We start from the raw sequence: 15077 nt of genomic DNA on the forward strand, positions 1-15077 counted from the left end.
TCTAGGAGATGGTGTCGAGGGCGCGCTCGAAGGCCGGGGCGAATCCGATGCGGCCGGCGATGCTGAGCAGCATCTCGTCCGGGTAGAGCTCCAGGTCGCCGGAGATCGCGCCGAGCTCCATCTCGTCCAGCCCCAGGTCGGCGAAGATCGACATGTCGCCGACGGGGAGGACCTGGTCGAGTTCCTCGTCTTCCGGGATCGGGATGTCCAGGTACTCCAGGACCTGGGCGGCGAGCGGCCAGTCGACCGAGGCCGTGACGTCCGACAGGAACACCATGACGTCGTCGCCGAGCAGGCGGATCGCGACGAAGAAGTCGTCGCCGACCGAGACCAGTCCGACCGTGCCGCCGAGGCTCGGCTGCTGCCGCAGCGCATGGATCAGCCCCGCGAGATCCTCGGTCAGCGCGACCGGGAGGATCTCGGCCTCCCAGCCCTCGTCTTCCCGGTACACCACGACGGCGAAGTCCGTCGCGTCCACATCCGTCATTTCCACCCCACCGGCGCGTCTCCTGCCAGGGCATGGTCGCAGATGCGGCGCGCGCTCGCGTGCCCCACCGTCAAACTCGGCGCCCCGCCCCCGGGCGAGGCCGGGAGGCGGCACCACGTACTGGTACCTGGCGCCAAGAACCTATCCAATCCGCTCAGTTGATGCGGAAGGTGCGGCGGCGCAGCACGGCGTGGATCCGCGCCCGGCGGGACCGGTGCGGCGTCACGCGGGCGCGCAGCTCACGGGCCTCCGCGAGCTCGCGCAGGAAGATCGCTCGGCGGCGCAGGTGCTCGCGCACCTGCTCGGGGGAGATGTCGCCCTGCGGGCCGGGACGCGGCGGGACGTCCTCGCGGGGGGCGCCGGCGCCTGTGACATCGGTCACCGCGTCGTCCGCGGGCGGGGGCGCGCTATCGGGAGCCTGGGCGGGAGCGGCGCCTTCGGGGCGTTCGGGGGGTTCGGGGGCTGCGGGGGGCGGCGCCGGTCCTCTCGGCTGGTGATCGCTTTCGCTGTTCATACCGCCATACTGCCCAGCTCAGCGGTGTCCTATCCTAGATCGGCACGGTCCGGCCGAGCGCGCCCGGTGGGCTACGGTGAGCCCATGCAGACCCTCGCCGTCGACCACCCCCTCGTCGCGCACAAGCTCACCACCCTGCGGGACGTCCGCACCGACTCCCCCACCTTCCGGCGCCTGGCGGACGAGCTGGTCACCCTGCTCGCCTACGAGGCCACCCGCGACGTCCGGGTCACGGAGGCGACCGTCACCACCCCGCTCATCGAGGCGCGGGGCGTCCAGCTGGCCAGCCCGAAGCCGCTGGTCGTGCCGATTCTGCGCGCCGGGCTCGGGATGCTCGACGGCATGACGCGGCTGCTGCCCACCGCCGAGGTCGGGTTCCTCGGCATGATCCGGGACGAGGGCACGCTGCAGGCGCAGACGTACGCGACCCGGCTGCCCGACGACCTGTCGGGCCGGCAGTGCTACGTCCTCGACCCGATGCTCGCCACCGGCGGGACGCTCGCCGCCGCGATCCGGCTGCTGATCGACCGCGGCGCCGACCACGTCACCGCGATCTGCCTGCTCGCCGCGCCGGAGGGGCTGAAGCACCTGGAGCAGGCGTTCTCCGACATCTCCGCGCCGGTCAAGGTGGTGACCGCCGCGATCGACTCGCACCTCAACGAGCAGGGCTTCATCATGCCCGGCCTCGGCGACGCGGGGGACCGGCTGTACGGCGTCGTCTGACCCCGGGGCCGGCCGGCGCCGGCCCGCCCAGGGCACCCGATACCGGACGTGACCTGGGATGTTCGTATACCGCGGCAGGGGGTACCAATCCTCTGTGGAACGCCACGCGCGTTCCCCTCCGCCGTCCCGGCACAGGGGACCGTTAACGGACCGGGCGGCGCGAGCGAGCACGAGGAAACGTGATGGCTCACCAAGGGGACGATCTGCCGCGCTACGCCGCGATCGGCGAGCGGCTCATCGAGGAGTTCGACGGGGTGCACGGGGCCGACACGGTGGACCGCTGCGTTACCGCCGCGCGGTACGGCGCCGAGGAGGTCACCGGGTCGGCGCCGCCCGAATTCGTGGAACGCATCGCGCGCCGGCACCTGGAGGTGCTCGCGACGGTGGCGGCCGAGAAGCGGCGCAAGGCCAGCCGCTCCTCGCTGGACAACGCGCCATAGCCGCCGCCGGGGCGCGCCTCCGGCGGGCCCGCGGGGTTGCGGCAACGCGCCAGAAGCCTTGCTTTGCCGGTCGGGTGCGCTGTGCGAGACTGAACCGGGGTCCGTGAGTCAACGCTCCGGGAGGCAGCCGTGCCCGCCAAGAAGTACCTGACGTGGGCCGCCGTGGCCTTCGTGGCGTTCTACGTGATCAAGCAGCCGGACGGCGCGGCCCAGTCGGTGGAGAGCGCCGCCAACGGCCTCGCGTCCGCCGCCGGGTCCCTGGCCACCTTCGTCAACGCGCTCGCCTGACGGGGCCGCGATGAGACTCGTCACCCCCGGAGACTCGGCGCCGGCGTCGGTCAACAAGTACCTGCTCCCGCACGAGAGCCAGGTGATCACCGTGCGGCGGCACCCCGCCATCCTGATGGCCCCGATCGGGCTCCTGCTCGGCGGGCTGATCCTCGCGGGGGTGCTGAGCAACACGCTCGCCAGCGACGCGGGCACCGTCATCAGCTGGATCTGGTGGGGCTGGCTGATCCTCCTCGGCTGGTTCGTCTGGCGGGTCGCGGAATGGTCCGTCGACTACTTCGTCATCACCAACCAGCGGATGCTGCTCACCACCGGTCTCATCACCCGCAAGGTGGCGATGATGCCGCTGGCCAAGGTCACCGACATGAGCTTCAAGCGGACGATCACGGGCCGCATGCTCGGCTACGGGGAGTTCGTGCTGGAGTCCGCCGGCCAGGACCAGGCGCTCACGAACGTGCCCTACCTGCCCTACCCCGAGCAGCTGTACCTCGAAGTCTGCGAAATGATCTTCCCGCAGAAGGACGCGCCTCCGCCCCCGCCCCCGCCCCAGACCACCGACCCCAAGCTGCAGGAGCTCGTGGAAAGGCTGGAGGCCAACGTCGACAAGCTCGGGGGAGAGGTGGACGAGCTGGAGGGCAACGTCGACCGGCTGAAGAAGAAGCGGCCCGCGGAGGACGTCCCGACGACTCCCGATCCCAAATCCTGACCGCCAGGGTGCCGACCAGGGGAGATCCGGCCGGGAGGCGCGGCGGGCCGGAGGAAATCGGCGGTGTTCGAGATCTTGTCGGCCGGGGTCGGATAGCGTCGGCGGGTGACAGACGCCGCGACCGCCGGACGTGCCGCCGCCGCGAACCGGCGCGCCGGAGCGCCCCCGCGGGGTGCGCGCCGGAGCGGGACAGGCCCGGCCGTGCGGCGTCGTCGATCCCGCTTCGTTGCTCTCGATGTGCGACAACCCACAATGTGCAATCATGTCGGCACCCCAGCCGCCTGTTTACTTCCGCTAAGTGAGTCCACATGCCGGGTCCAGGCAACGTCGGAGAACGCGTCCGCAACCTGCGGCTGACAAGACGCTTGTCGCAGGCGCAGCTCGCCGGTCACGACCTCTCCGACAGCTACATCTCTTTGATCGAGTCGGGCAAGCGCACGCCGACGCCGACCGTCCTGCGGATGCTGGCCGAGCGCCTCGGCTGCACCCCGGAGTACCTCGCCGAGGGCGTCGAGCCGGAGCAGCGCGCCCACCTGGAGGTGCGGGAGCGGCACGCCCACCTGGCGCTGCTGCGCGGTGACGCCGCGACCGCCGAGGCCGGCTTCGACGAGGTGATCGCCCGCAGCGACGACCCCGACCTGACGTCCCGCGCCCGCTGGGGCCGTGCCCGCGCCCTGGAGGAGCTGGGCCGGACGGACGCCGCCATCGCGCTGTTCGAGGAGCTGCGCGAACAGGCCGAACGCGACCCGGGCCGGGCCAGCTGGCTGCCGCCCGTGATCGCGCTGGCCCGGTGCTACCACACCGTCGGCGACCTGGGGCAGGCGATCGCGCTCGGCGAGCGCGCCGTCGCGCGGCTGGAGCAGCTGGGGCTCGGCGTGGGCCACGAGTACACCGAGGCCGGGCGGATCCTGCTCCTCGCCTACGTGGATCGCTCCGATCCCGTGCGCGCGCACGATCTCGGGCGGCGCCTGCTCCGCCCGGAGCAGTCCGCGCAGGACGAGCCGGTGAGCGTCCACTACCAGCGGGCGAGCGTGCGGGCGCTGGAAGAGGGGACCATCGGCGACTCCCTGTACTTCGCCGACCAGGCGCTGGCGGCGCGCAGCGACTCCACTCCCGTGCAGAGCCGCGCTCGTCTCGCCCTGGCCGGGGCCAAGGCGCTGCTCAGGGGCGTCCTTCCGTTCTCGGCCGCGGCCCCGCCCGTTGTGCCGGCCTCCAGCGAGCTAGGGATCGGGCGCCCGCGGCCGGAGGGCTCGCGTGAGGCCGCGCAGGAGGCCCTGGAGCTTCTCCAGGGCACGGCGGATCTCGAAGGCGAAGAGTCCACCGAGAGCACCATCGCCAAGGCGCGCGCGCTCGTCCTCCTCGGCGAGCTGGACGACGCGATCGCCACGCTGGAACGCTTCCTCGACACCGGGATGGCGCTGGCCCCTCCGACGGGCGCCCAGAGCGTGACGGTCACCCCGCAGCCCGGCAGCGACCTCGCGGTGCGCACGCAGAAGACCATCCTGGCGCGGCTCGTCCTCGCGCGCGCACGCGTGGCGCAGGGGGACCTGACGGCCGCGCAGGTCGTGCTGCGCGCCGCGTCGGAGCAGCTTGCCGCGCTGTCTCCGGGACGTCCGGCGGCGCACCTGTACAGGGAGCTGGGCGAACTGTACGAACTCGTCCAGGACACCGAGAGCGCCGCCGCCGCGTACCGCCAGGCCCTCCAGGCGGCGGGCCTGTCCGCGTCCCAGATCACGTCTGCGCCCTCCGGCACCAGGACGCCGTCCCTCCACGGCCCCCACGACGACCCGGGCCTGTGAGCCCGGCCGCCGTGCCTCGCACGGCACTCGGCCGCGAGCAGGCCGAGGTCGGACTCGCGCAGCCGGATGGCGGGCAGCGCGAGCCCGCCGTGGACGGCCCGGCCGAGCGGGACGTGTGACCGATCTCGCCCCGGAGCGGGAAGAAAGCCGACCCGATCACGCCTTACGATTAAACATAGGATGATTGGTTGACCGGAGGTTGCGAATGGCTCTGCGAACGGCTCGCCGGTCGTCGCTGGTCGACCAGGTGATCGGCCAGCTCAGGGACGAGATCGTCGGCGGTGCCTGGGCGGTGGGCGCCAAGATCCCGCCGGAGCCGGTGCTGTCGGAGACGCTGGGGGTCGGGCGCAACACCGTCCGCGAGGCCGTCCGCGCGCTGACCCACGCGGGCCTGCTGGAGAGCCGGCAGGGCGACGGGACGTACGTCCGCGCGACGAGCGAGCTGTCCGGGGCGGTCCGGCGGCGCCTGGAGACGGCGGAGCTCGTCGAGATCCTGGAGGTGCGGCGCGGGCTGGAGGTGGAGGCCGCCAGGCTCGCGGCCACCCGGCGCACCGACGCCGACGTCGCCGCCATCGCGGTCGCTCTCGCCCGCCGTGACGCCGCCTGGGCGGCCGGAGAGCACTCCGCGTTCGTCGAGGCGGACCTCGTCTTCCACACCGCCGTCGTCGAAGCCACGCACAACCGCGTCCTGACCGACCTGTACCGCGACTTCAGCGCCGCGCTCCGGGCCAGCATCGGGGCCGCCGGCGTCCTGCTCAAGCACGCCGACGTCCCCCACGGCCCCATCGCCGCGGCCGTCGAGGCGGGCGACGCCGAAGCCGCGACCAGGGCCACCCACGCGTGCCTCGACCAGATCCTGGCCTCCACCGCACCGCCGGGCCATGAGGGGCGCCATGAGCCCTGACCACCGCGGTCACTTCGGCCGCAACCCCCGAACCGGCGAACCCGACCCGCGTCATGTGCCCTGACCGCCACGGCCGCTGCGGATGCAAAGCCCCGCAGCGGCAAGCCTGACGCGCGCTGTATGCCCTGACCATCCCGAACCCCGCTGCGACCACATGGAAGCACCCGCGCCGGCGAGCTTGCGCGGGCCGTGACACCGGCCGCCCGCCTCGGCTTCACGGGCTGATGCGGACCGGTCGAAGACCGCGGCCGGTGGAAACGCATGACGCCGCACGCGTGCGGTGTGCAGAGGAACGTGCCCGGCGGTCGACGCCGGGAAGACGCGACGACGAGCAAGGTGAGATGAACAGTTCTGCGACGACTCCGGTTTCCCGCGTCACGGCCGTCTGGTCGCTGGCCGGGCTGGTGCTGCTGACCGTCAACCTGCGGGCGGCGATCACCGGGATCACCCCCGTGCTCGGCGAGCTGCGGGACGTCTTCGGGCTGTCGGGCGCCGAGGTCGGCGTCCTCACCACGCTGCCGGTGCTGTGCCTGGGTGGCTTCGCCGGCGTCGCGCCGGCCGTGGCGCGGCGGCTCGGCACCGAGACCGCCATCGCCGCGTCCCTCGTCATGATCACCGCGGGAATCGTGCTGCGCGTGGTGGAGTCGCCGGTGTCGCTGTTCGTTGGAACGGTCCTGGCGGGTGCCGGGATCGCGATGGGCAACGTCCTCATGCCGGCCGTGATCAAGCGCGCGTTCCCGTCCCGCGTGGGGTCGCTCACCGGCCTCGCCATGATGCTCATGGCGGCGAGCGGCGCCGTCGCGGCGGGGCTCGCGGTGCCGCTGGACGAGGCGGGCGGGTGGCGGCTCGCCCTCGCGGTCTGGGCCGTCCCGTCGCTGGCCGCCGTGCTGGTGTGGGGGCCGCTCGCGCTCCGCGGCCGCCGCGCGCCGGCCGCCCCCGCGCCGGCTCCGCGCGGGGAGGGCACGCTGCTGCGGTCCCCGATCGCCTGGTACGTCGCCGCGTTCATGGGGCTGACGTCGCTGATGTTCTACGTCCTGATGTCGTGGCTGCCGGAGATCATGCGGGACGCGGGATTCGCGCCCGCGGCCGCCGGGATGATGGTCTCCGTCATGATGATCGTCGGGATTCCGCTGGGGTTCGCGGTCCCGGTGTTCGCCGCGCGGCTGCGCGACCAGCGTCCGGTGATCGCCGGTGTCGCCGTCACGATGGCGGCGGGCCTCGCCGGGCTACTGCTCGCCCCGTCCGCCGGCTGGGCGTGGGCCGTGGTCCTCGGGATCGGCACCGGCAGCGCGTTCCCGCTGGCGTACACGCTGCTCAGCCTGCGGTCGCCGAGCCCGTCCGCGGCGGCGGGGCTGTCCGGGATGGCGCAGACGGGCGGCTACCTCCTCGCCGGCGCCGGCCCGCTCGCGGTCGGGGTGCTGCACGACGCCACGGGCGGCTGGCACGTCCCGATCGTGCTCCTGCTCGTGCTGCTCGTGCCCGAGATCGCCTTCGGGCTGCTGGCGGCGCGTCCCGGATACGTGCGCCCGGCCGCGCCGCGGCCGCGTCCGGAGAAGGCTCCCGCCGCGCTGGAGCCGGCGGCCCGCACGCGCTGACGCCGGTCAGCCCATGTCGACGGCGTCCAGGTCGAGGACGCGGGCGTGCAGGACGAGCCGCTGGTGCAGCGCCGCCCGGAGCGCGCGGTGCAGGCCGTCCTCCAGGTAGAGCTCGCCCTGCCACTGGACGACGTGCGGGAACAGGTCGCCGTAGAACGTGGAGTCCTTCGAGAGGAGGGACTGCAGGTCCATCTCGCGCTTGGTGCTGACGAGCTGGTCGAGGCGTACCTGGCGAGGCGGGATCTTGGCCCAGTCACGGGACGAGAGCCCGTGGTCCGGATAGGGCCTTCCGTCACCCACCGCCTTGAAGATCACCCTTCGAGTCTACGGCGTCGTCCTCCGGCCGGAGAAGGCAACGCAACAACATGTGTCACTCAAGTTGTCCCATACGGTAAACCAGTTACCTCCCAGTTCAGGCCGTTCGTCACAAAGTTGCGGCGTACCGTTGGCCCATGACGGGTGCGCGTCCTTCCGGTGTACGGCTCGCCGAGCTGGTGGGCGCGCTCTCCCTGGCCGTCGACCTGGGCCTGGGGCAGCCCATGGAGCACGTGGCGCGCTCCTGCCTGCTGGCCTGCCGCCTGGGGTCCCGCATGGGGCTGGACGAAGCCGACCGCGCCGCCCTCTACTACACGGCGCTCCAACGCCGTCCGGGAGGGCATGGACGGCGACATCCAGTGGGTCCAGACCTACGTGGCGGGGGACCGGTTCTTCTGCGTGTACAACGCCGAGAGCGAGGACCTGATCCGCGAGCACGCGGCGCGGGGCGGCTTCCCCTGCGACCACGTCCGCCAGGTCGGGGCCGTCATCGACCCCGTCACCGCCGAGCAGTGACCCGGCCCGCCTAGCCCGCGACATGGAAAGGCCGGTGCCCGACGCGGGCACCGGCCTCGATGTGGCGGAGGATGCGAGATTCGAACTCGCGAGCGCTTGCACGCAACACGCTTTCCAAGCGTGCGCCCTAGGCCACTAGGCGAATCCTCCACGGGGAAGCCTACCGGGTTCCGGGCAGTGATCTGACATCAATTACGGCGGAGACCGGGATCGGCCCGTAGACGTGCGGGAAGACGTCGTCACCGGCGGGTTCGTACCGGACCGGGGCGTCCAGCCGGGTCACGTCGACGGTCAGCAGCACCAGGTCTTCGCGCGGGACGCCCGTGTAGAAGCGGGCGAGGACGCCGGCGACCTGGGCCATGTCGGACGAGCAGTGGATGAAGCCCTCGTCGTCCAGCGTCCGGCCCAGCGTGGACATGGTGTACGGCGCACCGGACGCGCGGGCGGATTCCCAGTGGGTTCGTTCGGCGATGTGCAGGAGCGTGTCGCGGGTCGAGGCGGGCATGAGGCGGAGACTACGCGGGAAGCGTGGCAATCCAGGGCCGGGGATGACATAGACTCTGGGCAGACCCCTCGCATGGCGTCATCCTGTGAACCTCCCCAGGGCCGGAAGGCAGCAAGGATAAGCAGGCTCTGGCGGGTGTGCGGGGGGTCCTTTTCGCTTGTGACGCTCTGCTTCTCCAGGAGGGCGGACCCCCATGAGTCTGGCGCTGTACCGCAAGTACCGGCCAGCGACGTTCGCAGAGCTGAAAGGACAGGAGCACGTCGCCGAGCCGCTGCAGCAGGCGCTGCGCAACGGCCGGATCAACCACGCGTACCTGTTCAGCGGCCCCCGCGGCTGCGGCAAGACGTCCAGCGCCCGGATCCTCGCCCGGTCGCTGAACTGCGAGCGGGGGCCGACCCCCGACCCCTGCGGCGAATGCGACTCGTGCGTCGCGCTCGGGCCGGCCGGGACGGGCCACATCGACGTGATCGAGATAGACGCCGCGTCCCACGGCGGGGTCGACGACGCCCGCGACCTGCGGGAACGCGCCTTCTTCGCCCCGGTCTCCGCGCGCTTCAAGGTGTACATCATCGACGAGGCGCACATGGTCACCCGCGAGGGCTTCAACGCGCTGCTGAAGCTCGTCGAGGAGCCGCCGCCGCACCTGAAGTTCGTGTTCGCGACCACCGAGCCGGACAAGGTCATCGGGACGATCCGGTCCCGGACCCACCACTACCCGTTCCGGCTGATCCCGCCCGGCGTGCTGCAGGAGCTCGTCGAGGAGATCCTGCGGGCCGAGAACGTCCCCTACGAGGCGTCCGCGCTGCCGCTGGCGGTGCGCGCCGGCGCCGGCTCCGCCCGCGACACGCTCTCGATCCTCGACCAGCTGCTCGCCGGGTCCGACGAGAAGGGCATCACGTACGCGCGGGCCGTGTCGCTGCTCGGCTACACCGACTCCGCGCTGCTGGACGAGATCATCACCGCGTTCGCCGCCCGCGACGGCGCCGCCGTCTTCGCCGCCGTCGACCGGGTGATCGAGAGCGGCCAGGACCCGCGCCGGTTCACCGCCGACCTGCTGGAGCGCGTCCGGGACCTGGTGATCCTGTCGAACGTCCCCGAGGCGGGCGGGACGGGGCTGCTGAACGTTCCGCCGGACGAGCTGGACGCGATGCGGCGCCAGGCGTCCTCGATGGGGCCGGGCGAGCTGACGCGCGCCGCCGACCTGCTGCACACCGGCCTCACCGAGATGCGCGGCGCCACGTCCCCGCGGCTGCTGCTGGAACTGATCTGCGCCCGCATCCTGCTGCCCGCGGCCTACGAGGACGAGGCGTCGATGTTCGCCCGCCTGGACCGCCTGGAGCGCCGAGCGGCCGAGGGCGGCCTCGCGGGCGCCCAGCCCGGCCCGGGCATGACCCAAGCCGTCAGCAGCGCCGTTCAGCCGCATGAAGATCACTCCCCGCCCTCCCCGGAGGGCGACGCCGCTACCAGCGACAACCCCCGCCCTCCAGCAGCGCCGCCAAAGGAGCGTCCTGCGGATAACACCCGCAGCACACCCCGCGCCAGTTCGTCGGGACGTGCCGCGCAGCTGGCGCCCGCCGCGGGTCCGGCTGAGGCCGCCGGGCAGCAGGGTGCCGGCGGGGGTGTGGATTTCGGGGCCGTCCAGCGGCTGTGGCCGGACGTCGTCGAGGCGGTCAAGCAGAAGAGCCGCGCCACCTGGATGACCATCATGTCCGGGGTGCAGCCGGTGTCGCTGGACGGCAAGGTCCTGACGCTGGGCTTCGACGCGGAGGGGCGTCGCCTCGGCTTCGTCAACGGCGGACGTGACGCCGTCCTCCGCGAGGTCTTCAAAGAGCGCATGGGGGTCGACTGGCGCATCGAGACCGTCGTCGGCGGCGGAGGCGGCGCCATGGGCGGACGTCCCCCGGGTCAGGGCTCCGGAGGCGGCGGGCGAGCGGCCGGCGGGAACGGCGGCGGCTTCGGCTCCGCGCAGTCGTCCGGCTTCGGGTCGGGCGGCGCCGCGCCGGGCGGCTTCGGTGGCGCGCCGGAGGCGCAGGCGCAGCGGCCCGTCTCCCAGCAGTCCCGGCCCGCGAACCCCGTCCCGCGTCCCGCGAGCGGCGGGGGCCCGGCGCGCCAGGCGGACCCGGGTCCGATGGCTCCGCCGCCGGACGAGCCTCCGCCGCCCCCCGAACCCGCGCCGGTGGACGAAAGCGACGAGGTCGACCCCGAAGGCGACGCGGACGCCGACGGCACCGAGGCCGAGATGAGCGGCATGGCCCTCATCCAGCGCGAACTCGGCGGCCAGATCATCCGCGAGATCGACAACTCGAACCCGCAGTAGCCCCGGCCGCGGCCGTTCACAGGGAGCGGATCACCTTGGCCGGGTTGCCCACGGCGACCACGTCCGGCGGGACGTCCTTCGTCACGACCGAGCCGGCGCCGATGACGCTGTTGGCGCCGATTGTCACGCCGGGGAGCACGATGGCGCCGCCGCCCAGCCAGACGTTGTCGCCGATCACGATCGGTTCGGCGGCCTCCAGCTTCGCGCGGCGCTGCCCGGGGTCGAGTGGGTGCGTCGGCGTGAGCAGCTGCACATGAGGGCCGATCTGCACGTCGGCGCCGATCGTGATGGGCGCCGCGTCCAGGGCGGTGAGCCCGTAGTTGGCGAACGTGCCCGGCCCGACGGTGATGTGGGTGCCGTAGTCGACGTACAGCGGCGGACGGATATGGGCGTCCGGAGCGATCGACCCGAGCAGCTCCTCCAGGACGGCGCGGGCGGCGTCCTGGTCGGTGACGTAGACCTCCCCGTATCGATGGGCCAGGGCGATGGCGCGCTTGGACGCCGCCTCCAGCTCCGGGTCGTCGGCGATGTACAGGTCACCGGCGAGCATCCGCTCGCGGTTGCCGCGGGGATCCCCGGCGAAGAAATCACTCATCGATCACGATCTACCCAGGAAACGGGTGCGGACCCCGCTGTTCGACCCGGGCCGCGCGCGGCGCCGCGCCCGCCAAGATCATGACCGGCGTACTTACCGCATCATGGCGCGAACCCGTAGTCTCGGGGGACGACGTCCGGCGGCTGGCGGAGCGCCAGAGAGCAGGCCCTCGGGGGCCGGAAGAGGGAGTGCACCGTGGAACCCGGTGGTCAGCTCAACATGCAGGAGCTGCTGCAGCAGGCGCAGGCCATGCAGGAGCAGCTCTTCAACGCGCAGCGCGAGCTCGCGGAGGCCGAGGTGAAGGGCACCGCCGGCGGCGGGCTCGTCACCGCGACGGTCAACGGGCAGGGCGAGGTGGTCGGCCTGTCGATCGACCCGGAGGCGATCGACCCCGGCGATCCGGCCGACACGGCGGAGACCATCGCCGACCTCGTCCTCGCCGCGATCCGGGACGCCGCCCGCGAGGCGCAGGAACTGCAGCAGGAGAAGATGGGGCCGCTCGCCCAGGGCCTCGGCGGGCTGCCGGGCGGCGGCGACCTGCCCGGCGGCTTCCCCGGCCTCGGCGGCGGCCAGGGCGCCTGAGCGCGGACGATCTGGGAAAGGAGGGGTCCGTTGTACGAAGGGGTGGTCCAGAACCTCATCGACGAGCTGGGCAGGCTGCCCGGCGTCGGCCCCAAGAGCGCGCAGCGGATCGCCTTCCACCTGCTCGCCGCCGACCCGGCCGACGTCGAACGGCTCGCCAAGGCGCTCAAGGAGGTCAAGGACAAGGTCCGCTTCTGCAAGACGTGCGGGAACGTCGCCGAGGAAGAGGAGTGCCGGATCTGCCGGGACGCCCGCCGCGACCCCCACGTCATCTGCGTCGTGGAGGAGTCCAAGGACGTCGTCGCGATCGAGAAGACCCGCGAGTTCCGCGGCACCTACCACGTCCTCGGCGGCGCGATCAGCCCGATCGAGGGCGTCGGCCCGGACGACCTGCGCATCCGCGAGCTGATGCGGCGGCTCGCGGACGGGACGGTCACCGAGCTGATCCTCGCCACCGACCCCAACCTGGAGGGCGAGGCGACCGCGACGTACCTCGCCCGGCTCGTCAAGCCCATGGGCATCACCGTCACCCGTCTGGCCAGCGGCCTGCCGGTGGGTGGCGACCTCGAGTACGCAGACGAGGTGACGCTGGGCCGCGCATTCGAAGGACGGAGGCTGCTCGATGTCTGACACCAACAGCCCGCAGGACTGGAACGCCCTCGCCGAGCGCGTGGCGTGCCACGTCGACAACTACCTGGACGGACTGGAGGCGGTCGCCCGCGGCGACGGCGGGACGCACACGATCCCGCTGCTCCTCCTCGAAGTGTCGCAGGTCATCCTGGCCGGCGCGCAGCTCGGCGCCAGCGCCGACGTCATCCTCCCGGACAACTGGGAGCCGGAGGTCGGCGACGACCCCGACCTCGACTCCGTGCGGCAGGGCCTGTCCGAGCGGCTCGTCGCCCTGGACGAGTACGTCGAGGTCTTCGACCCGTACAAGGACACCGAGCCCACGGCGTACCGCCTGTCGGACGACCTCGTCGACGTCGCCAGCGACCTCGTGCACGGGCTCCGCCACTACAACCAGGGCCGCCCCCTGGAGGCCCTCTGGTGGTGGCAGTACTCCTACTTCAACCACTGGGGCAACCACGCCGGCGCCGCGCTGCGCGCCCTGCACGCCTTCGTCGCGAACGCCCGCCTGGACGTCGCCCCCGAAGCCGCCACGGAGGCGGCCGCGGAAGTCGCCACGGCCTGACCGGACCCGCGACGGCCTAGCCGCACGCGCGACGGTCTAACCGCATGTGGCGGGGCTGACCGGCGCCTCCAGCGCCGAGGCGACCGCCTCGGTGGCCTTGTCGACGTCCGGGCCGATCCGCCCGCCGTCCGCGGAGGCCCACGCGAACACGCCGAGGTCGTCGTCCCAGACGACCTGGGCCGTCCGCCCCCGGTACGCGACGTGCAGCACGTCGTCCTCCGGACGCGCCGCGGACACCTGCGGGGCCCGGCGCCGCAGCGCCGCGTACAGCGAATGCAGCGGCCCCCGGCGGACCCTCGGCAGCTCGTCGAACGCGCCCATCAGCTCTCCCATCAGCTCCGGCCCCGCGGCGCACCGCGCCATGGCGGGGTCGCGGACGCAACGGATCACCGGTGGACGAGACGAACCGCGGCACCCCGCCGACCCCTGCCGATACGTAGACGCTTTGCCCCGCTTTCAGGTGGTCCGCCGAGATGATCCGTGTGCCGGGCGAGCCGTCCGGAAGAGGCCGCGCGCGCCGCGCCGCGGAGGTTCGGCGAGCGGCGGCCCCGTCCGGTTCGTCGGGCCGCGGGGCAGGTCAGGCCACGCGGCTCAGCAGGGTGCCGGCGTTCTGGAAGGCGTCGCTCAGGACGCGGCCGACCTCGTCCAGCTTCTTGCGGACCTTGGCGACGCCGATGGCGCCGCCGGACAGGCCGGTGGTGGCCAGGCCGGCGTCGACGATGAGGGTGCCGTCCTGCTGCGGGTGCAGCAGGATGCGGTACTTGTAGTGCGTGGCGAACGCCCCGAGGAGGAGCGCCTTGGTGCGGCTGCCCTTCTCGATGATGCAGTCGCCGGGGTTCTCCCAGGTGAAGCGGAACCCCTCGGCCTGGAGCACCTGCTCCAGGAACGGGCGGACCTGATCGGGGGTACCGGTCACCTGCAGCTTGACGGAATCGGCCATGGTGCTCCTCTTCGGGGGTGCGAATCTCAACGCTGTCGAAGCATTAGGACGAGCGTTTCGGCTCAAGTGTTCGGGATGGTGAGGAGTGAATCACATTTTGTGGTGATCCGGGGGCGTCAGACGAGCCACCGGCCGTCGCGCATCAGGTCCCGGCCGGGGATCTCGTTCACCTCGCGCCATGCCTGGATCCGGCGCGGAGTGATGCGGAACCAGCGGTACGGCGCGTCGAGCGTGCGGGGGTCGAAGCCGGTGCGCTCGGCGAACAGGTCGGCCCGTTCCCGCGGCAGCGCGGCCGGCTCGACGACCTCGACGTCGCCGTCGATCATGCACACGTCGCGGGTGCCGCCGAGCGCGAGCCGGGCGGTCCGGGTGGCGGCCAGGTTCCGGCCGGTCGGGCTGTCCGCCGGGGTGGCGGCGAGGAGGGCCTCGCCGTCCCAGTCGAAGGACAGCGGCACCAGGTACGGCGCGCCGTCCGGCGACGCGCTGGCCACCCAGACGTCGACGTCGTGGGCGAGACGGTGCTCGGTGTCGCGGCGGCGCCGCGCCCGGGGGCGCGGCTCGGCGGGACCGGTCATGGTCACTCCTTGATGGCTGGGCCGATGCGGCTGATCGCCGCCGTCCCAGCGTGTCCCGGCCGGCGGGCGGGCCGCCTCCGTGCC

Annotated in this window: 19 protein-coding genes, 1 tRNA gene, 1 other RNA gene and 1 pseudogene; 13 read left to right on the forward strand and 9 right to left on the reverse strand. The window is 72.7% G+C overall.

What is annotated here, in order from left to right; genetic code table 11:
- Window position 1 precedes the first annotated feature (1 nt).
- Together ABTW95_RS18840 and ABTW95_RS18845 are read right to left on the reverse strand one after the other, a co-directional pair.
- Window positions 2-487 carry a tRNA adenosine deaminase-associated protein gene (locus ABTW95_RS18840; RefSeq protein WP_396446434.1) on the reverse strand — a complete coding sequence of 162 codons (486 nt, stop codon included), beginning with the start codon at window positions 485-487 and terminating at the stop codon, window positions 2-4.
- 154 nt (window positions 488-641) lie between these two features.
- The gene (locus ABTW95_RS18845; RefSeq protein ID WP_396446433.1) at window positions 642-869 is read right to left on the reverse strand and encodes a hypothetical protein; all 228 of its coding nucleotides are present in this window, start codon (window positions 867-869) and stop codon (window positions 642-644) included.
- Between the two features lie 216 nt (window positions 870-1085).
- Here ABTW95_RS18845 and upp point away from each other — a divergent pair, with 216 nt between their 5' ends.
- From upp to ABTW95_RS18880, 7 genes and pseudogenes are all read left to right on the forward strand, one after another.
- Window positions 1086-1724 (forward strand): uracil phosphoribosyltransferase, encoded by a 639-nt coding sequence (gene upp, locus ABTW95_RS18850; RefSeq protein WP_396446432.1) that lies wholly within the window; start codon window positions 1086-1088, stop codon window positions 1722-1724.
- 182 nt (window positions 1725-1906) lie between these two features.
- Window positions 1907-2164, forward strand: a complete 258-nt coding sequence (locus tag ABTW95_RS18855) for a hypothetical protein (protein WP_396446431.1) — start codon at window positions 1907-1909, stop codon at window positions 2162-2164.
- A 129-nt stretch (window positions 2165-2293) separates the two neighbouring features.
- Window positions 2294-2452, forward strand: coding sequence for a hypothetical protein (locus tag ABTW95_RS18860; protein ID WP_396446430.1), 159 nt, complete (start codon window positions 2294-2296; stop codon window positions 2450-2452).
- Between the two features lie 10 nt (window positions 2453-2462).
- Window positions 2463-2972, forward strand: a pseudogene (locus ABTW95_RS18865) (PH domain-containing protein); the annotation flags it as partial.
- A gap of 494 nt (window positions 2973-3466) precedes the next feature.
- Window positions 3467-4957, forward strand: coding sequence for a helix-turn-helix domain-containing protein (locus ABTW95_RS18870; protein ID WP_500226925.1), 1491 nt, complete (start codon window positions 3467-3469; stop codon window positions 4955-4957).
- A 205-nt stretch (window positions 4958-5162) separates the two neighbouring features.
- A complete protein-coding gene (locus ABTW95_RS18875; RefSeq protein WP_500226926.1) occupies window positions 5163-5861 on the forward strand; it encodes a FadR/GntR family transcriptional regulator in 699 nt (232 codons plus the stop codon).
- Between the two features lie 341 nt (window positions 5862-6202).
- Window positions 6203-7456, forward strand: coding sequence for a CynX/NimT family MFS transporter (locus ABTW95_RS18880; protein ID WP_396446426.1), 1254 nt, complete (start codon window positions 6203-6205; stop codon window positions 7454-7456).
- A gap of 6 nt (window positions 7457-7462) precedes the next feature.
- Here the strand turns inward: ABTW95_RS18880 and ABTW95_RS18885 are convergent, their stop codons facing one another.
- Window positions 7463-7771 (reverse strand): type II toxin-antitoxin system VapB family antitoxin, encoded by a 309-nt coding sequence (locus ABTW95_RS18885; protein WP_396446425.1) that lies wholly within the window; start codon window positions 7769-7771, stop codon window positions 7463-7465.
- A 159-nt stretch (window positions 7772-7930) separates the two neighbouring features.
- Between ABTW95_RS18885 and ABTW95_RS18890 the strand changes: the two genes are divergently transcribed.
- Entirely contained in the window at window positions 7931-8287 is a 357-nt protein-coding gene (locus tag ABTW95_RS18890; protein WP_396453950.1) for a DUF4242 domain-containing protein, read from the forward strand.
- Window positions 8288-8349: 62 nt separating this feature from the next.
- On the opposite strand, the gene ABTW95_RS18895 is transcribed toward ABTW95_RS18890, so the two are convergent.
- Both ABTW95_RS18895 and ABTW95_RS18900 read right to left on the reverse strand, forming a co-directional pair.
- A tRNA-Ser gene (locus ABTW95_RS18895) sits at window positions 8350-8437 on the reverse strand.
- A gap of 10 nt (window positions 8438-8447) precedes the next feature.
- Entirely contained in the window at window positions 8448-8792 is a 345-nt protein-coding gene (locus tag ABTW95_RS18900; RefSeq protein WP_396446423.1) for a DUF952 domain-containing protein, read from the reverse strand.
- Window positions 8793-8851: 59 nt separating this feature from the next.
- Between ABTW95_RS18900 and ffs the strand changes: the two genes are divergently transcribed.
- An RNA gene (gene ffs, locus ABTW95_RS18905) (signal recognition particle sRNA small type) lies at window positions 8852-8947 on the forward strand.
- 38 nt (window positions 8948-8985) lie between these two features.
- A complete protein-coding gene (locus ABTW95_RS18910; RefSeq protein ID WP_396446422.1) occupies window positions 8986-11109 on the forward strand; it encodes a DNA polymerase III subunit gamma and tau in 2124 nt (707 codons plus the stop codon).
- A gap of 16 nt (window positions 11110-11125) precedes the next feature.
- On the opposite strand, the gene ABTW95_RS18915 is transcribed toward ABTW95_RS18910, so the two are convergent.
- Entirely contained in the window at window positions 11126-11704 is a 579-nt protein-coding gene (locus ABTW95_RS18915) for a sugar O-acetyltransferase (RefSeq protein ID WP_396446421.1), read from the reverse strand.
- Between the two features lie 195 nt (window positions 11705-11899).
- Between ABTW95_RS18915 and ABTW95_RS18920 the strand changes: the two genes are divergently transcribed.
- The 3 genes from ABTW95_RS18920 to ABTW95_RS18930 are packed head-to-tail and all read left to right on the forward strand — an operon-like array spanning window position 11900 to window position 13478.
- The gene (locus ABTW95_RS18920) at window positions 11900-12286 is read left to right on the forward strand and encodes a YbaB/EbfC family nucleoid-associated protein (protein WP_396446420.1); all 387 of its coding nucleotides are present in this window, start codon (window positions 11900-11902) and stop codon (window positions 12284-12286) included.
- A 30-nt stretch (window positions 12287-12316) separates the two neighbouring features.
- Window positions 12317-12916, forward strand: a complete 600-nt coding sequence (gene recR / locus ABTW95_RS18925; RefSeq protein ID WP_396446419.1) for a recombination mediator RecR — start codon at window positions 12317-12319, stop codon at window positions 12914-12916.
- A complete protein-coding gene (locus ABTW95_RS18930) occupies window positions 12909-13478 on the forward strand; it encodes a DUF5063 domain-containing protein (protein WP_396446418.1) in 570 nt (189 codons plus the stop codon). Before recR ends, ABTW95_RS18930 begins: the two co-directional genes overlap by 8 nt.
- A 36-nt stretch (window positions 13479-13514) precedes the next feature.
- On the opposite strand, the gene ABTW95_RS18935 is transcribed toward ABTW95_RS18930, so the two are convergent.
- From ABTW95_RS18935 to ABTW95_RS18945, 3 genes are all read right to left on the reverse strand, one after another.
- Window positions 13515-13868, reverse strand: a complete 354-nt coding sequence (locus ABTW95_RS18935) for a hypothetical protein (protein WP_396446417.1) — start codon at window positions 13866-13868, stop codon at window positions 13515-13517.
- Between the two features lie 187 nt (window positions 13869-14055).
- Window positions 14056-14418: a hypothetical protein gene (locus tag ABTW95_RS18940; protein WP_396446416.1), complete on the reverse strand. Its 363-nt coding sequence runs from the start codon at window positions 14416-14418 to the stop codon at window positions 14056-14058.
- A 116-nt stretch (window positions 14419-14534) separates the two neighbouring features.
- Window positions 14535-14993 (reverse strand): pyridoxamine 5'-phosphate oxidase family protein, encoded by a 459-nt coding sequence (locus ABTW95_RS18945; protein ID WP_396446415.1) that lies wholly within the window; start codon window positions 14991-14993, stop codon window positions 14535-14537.
- Between the last annotated feature and the right edge of the window lie 84 nt (window positions 14994-15077).

This window comes from Spirillospora sp. NPDC127506 (assembly GCF_040302145.1).
GTDB lineage: Bacteria > Actinomycetota > Actinomycetes > Streptosporangiales > Streptosporangiaceae > Spirillospora.